Genomic DNA, 3404 nt, shown 5'->3' with positions numbered 1-3404 from the left:
GCCGCTACGGCGGCTGCCCCTTCCCGCGTACCGGGCCGGCCCGCAACCCCTTGACGCGGTTAGTAATTGAGTAATAACTTACTTCCATGCCAAGGATGAGTGCGGAGGAGCGGCGCGAGAGCGTCGTCCGGGCGGCGATCACCGAGTTCGCCCGGGGGGGCTACGCGGCGACCTCCACGGAGACGATCGCGCGGCGCGTCGGCGTCTCGCAGCCCTACCTCTTCCGCCTCTTCCCCAGTAAGCAGGCGATGTTCCTCGCCGCCGCCGAGCGCTGCGTGTCCGAGACCGCCCGCATCCTCCTGGAGGCCGGTGCCGACGGAGAGGACGTCGGTCAGTGCATGGCCGCCGCCTACGGGAGCCTGCTCGCCGACGACCCGGACATGCTGCTGATGCAGATGCAGACGTACGCGGCCGTAGCGGCGGCGGAGGCCTCCGGTGACCATGAGTTCGGGGCATCGGTGCGGACCGTCTGGGTGCGGATGTGGGACGAGATCCACCTCGCACTCGGCGGCGACGTCGAGGCGACCAAGAACTACTTCGCCCACGGCATGCTCGTGAACACCCTGACCTCTCTCGGCTTTCCGGCCGGTCACCGGGTCTGGGATGCCTTCTGGGAGACCGCCCGACCGATGGCGGCCGGGTCGCCCCCCGCCGCATCGTGAGCCCTTCGATCCCTTCGGCGCGCCGGCCCCGAACCGGCTCCCCCCACTGAGAACAGCGCGTCCCGGCCCGTCCGGTTTCTGTCCACAAAAGTTAGTCATCAATAACTAACCCACAGGGGGAGTCATGGAACAGCCCACGCCCACGGCCCTGCGCGGGGGAGCCGTCTGGGCCCTCGTCGTCACCAGCGTCGCCAGCTTCATGGCGGCACTCGACAACCTGGTCGTCACCACGGCCCTGCCGTCCATCCGCGTGAGCCTCGGCGGCGGCCTGAAGGAGCTCGAATGGACGGTGAACGCCTACACGCTCACCTTCGCCGTGCTCCTGATGATGGGCGCGGCCCTGGGCGACCGGTTCGGCCGCCGCCGGCTCTTCCTCGTCGGGCTCTCCGTCTTCACCGGCGCCTCCGCCGCGGCGGCCCTCTCGCCCGGCATCGGTGAACTCATCGCCTTCCGGGCGGTCCAGGGCGTCGGCGCGGCGATCATGATGCCGCTCACCCTCACCCTGCTCACCGCCGCCGTCCCGGCCGCCCGCCGGGGCGCGGTGCTCGGCATCTACAGCGCGGTCACCGGCCTGGCCGTGGCGAGCGGCCCGCTCATCGGCGGCAGCATCACCGAGCACATCTCCTGGCAGTGGATCTTCTGGCTGAACGTCCCCGTCGGCCTCGTGCTGCTGCCGCTGGCCCGGCTGCGGCTGACCGAGTCGTACGCCCCGGACGCCCGGCTCGACATCGCCGGCACCCTGCTGGTCAGCGGCGGCCTCTTCGGGATCGTGTACGCCCTCGTCAGCGCCAACTCCGACGGCTGGACCAGCGCCCCCGTCCTCACCGGACTCATCGCCGGCACCGCGCTGATCGGCGGCTTCGTCCGCCACGGCTTCCGCGCCGAGCGCCCGATGCTGCCGATGCGGCTCTTCCGCGACCGGGCCTTCTTCGGCATCAACATCGCGAGCCTGCTGATGTTCCTCGGGATGTTCGGCTCGATCTTCCTGCTCAGCCAGTTCCTGCAGAGCGCGCTCGGCTACTCGCCCACCGAGGCCGGACTGCGGATGCTGCCCTGGACCGGCATGCCGATCCTGGTCGCGCCCGTCGCCGGCTACCTCAGCGACCGGTTCGGCGGCCGGCCCATCGTCGTCACCGGCCTCGCGCTCCAGGCGGTGGGCCTCGCGCTCTTCGCCCGGGTGCTCAGTCCGGACGTCTCCTACACCGCCCAACTGCCCGGCCTGATCGTCGGCGGCGTCGGCATGGCGATGTACTTCGCGCCCGCGTCCGGACTCGTCATGTCCAGCGTCCGCCCGGGTGAGCAGGGCATCGCCTCCGGTGCCAACAACGCGCTGCGCGAGGTCGGCGGAGCGCTCGGAGTCGCCGTACTGGCTTCCGTGTTCTCCGCCCGGGGCGGCTTCGGCTCCCCGCAGCAGTTCGCCGACGGCACCGTGCCCGCGGTCTGGATCGGGTCCGGTGTCGTCGCCCTCGCCGCGCTGGTCGCCCTGCTGGTACCGGGCCGGCGCGGCGGCCCGCAGGCGACCGAGCCCGAGCCCGCGCCTGCCGGCCCGGCTCTCCACGTCCCGGCCTGACCGGCGCCGCACCGCCCACGCACCGTGCCATGAGGGCCCCGGTCCGCCACCCCGCCCGAGCGGCGGGGGCGGCAGGACCGGGGCCCGTACTCTTGACCCGTGCAGGTACTCCACGACGCCCCCCTCGCCCCCCTGACCACCTTCCGGCTCGGCGGCCCGGCCACCCGGCTCGTCACCGCGACGACCGACGCCGAGGTTGTCGCGGCCGTCCGCGAGGCCGACGACGCGGGCACCCCGCTCCTGGTCATCGGCGGCGGCTCCAACCTGGTCATCGGCGACAAGGGCTTCGACGGCACCGCCCTGCGCATCGCCACCCAGGGCTTCGAGCTGACCGGCACCCGCCTCGAACTCGCGGCGGGCGAGGTCTGGACCGACGCCGTCGCCCGTACCGTCGAAGCCGGGCTCGCGGGCATCGAGTGCCTCGCCGGAATCCCCGGCAGCGCGGGTGCCACGCCGATCCAGAACGTCGGTGCGTACGGCCAGGAGGTCTCCACCGCCATCAGCGAGGTCGTGGCCTACGACCGGCGCTCCGGCGAGACGGTGACCCTGCCCAACGCCGCCTGCGGCTTCTCCTACCGGCACAGCACCTTCAAGCAGCACCCCGACCGGTACGTCGTCCTGCGCGTCCGGTTCGAACTGGAGGACGCGGGCGGGCTGTCCGCGCCCATCAAGTACCCGGAGACCGCCCGCACCCTCGGCGTGCGGGCCGGCGACCGGGTTCCGGCCGCTGCCGCCCGCGAGACCGTCCTCGCGCTCCGCGCGGGCAAGGGCATGGTGCTGGACCCCGAAGACCACGACACCTGGTCCGCCGGCTCCTTCTTCACCAACCCGGTGCTCGACGAAGGGGAGTACGCCCAATTCCTCGCCCGCGCCGGGCAGCGCCTGGGCCCGGACACCACCCCGCCCGCCTATCCGGCGGGCGACGGCCGGACCAAGACGTCGGCCGCCTGGCTGATCGACAAGGCCGGCTTCACCAAGGGGTACGGCACCGGGCCCGCCCGCATCTCCACCAAGCACACCCTCGCCCTCACCAACCGGGGCGAGGCCACCACCGAGGACCTGCTCGCCCTCGCCCGCGAGGTGGTGGCCGGGGTGCGCGAGGCGTTCGGCGTGACCCTGGTCAACGAGCCGGTGACGGTCGGCGTCAGCCTCTGAGCGGGGCGGCCGGGGCC

Annotated in this window: 3 protein-coding genes; all 3 read left to right on the top strand. The window is 72.7% G+C overall.

Annotated elements, in window-relative coordinates:
• The first annotated feature begins 95 nt into the window (after positions 1 to 95).
• The 3 genes from ACFWEP_RS33230 to ACFWEP_RS33220 all read left to right on the top strand — a co-directional run bounded on the left by ACFWEP_RS33230 (position 96) and on the right by ACFWEP_RS33220 (position 3387).
• Positions 96 to 662: a TetR/AcrR family transcriptional regulator gene (locus tag ACFWEP_RS33230; RefSeq protein WP_387375810.1), complete on the top strand. Its 567-nt coding sequence runs from the start codon at positions 96 to 98 to the stop codon at positions 660 to 662.
• Positions 663 to 786: 124 nt separating this feature from the next.
• The gene (locus ACFWEP_RS33225) at positions 787 to 2232 is read left to right on the top strand and encodes an MFS transporter (protein ID WP_387375808.1); all 1446 of its coding nucleotides are present in this window, start codon (positions 787 to 789) and stop codon (positions 2230 to 2232) included.
• A gap of 99 nt (positions 2233 to 2331) precedes the next feature.
• A complete protein-coding gene (locus ACFWEP_RS33220; RefSeq protein ID WP_387375806.1) occupies positions 2332 to 3387 on the top strand; it encodes a UDP-N-acetylmuramate dehydrogenase in 1056 nt (351 codons plus the stop codon).
• Positions 3388 to 3404 lie beyond the last annotated feature (17 nt).

This window comes from Streptomyces sp. NPDC060198, from assembly GCF_042728415.1.
In the GTDB taxonomy this organism is placed as follows: domain Bacteria; phylum Actinomycetota; class Actinomycetes; order Streptomycetales; family Streptomycetaceae; genus Streptomyces.
Note: the sequence above shows the minus strand (reverse complement) of the source record. Positions and strands in the feature narration are given on the sequence as shown.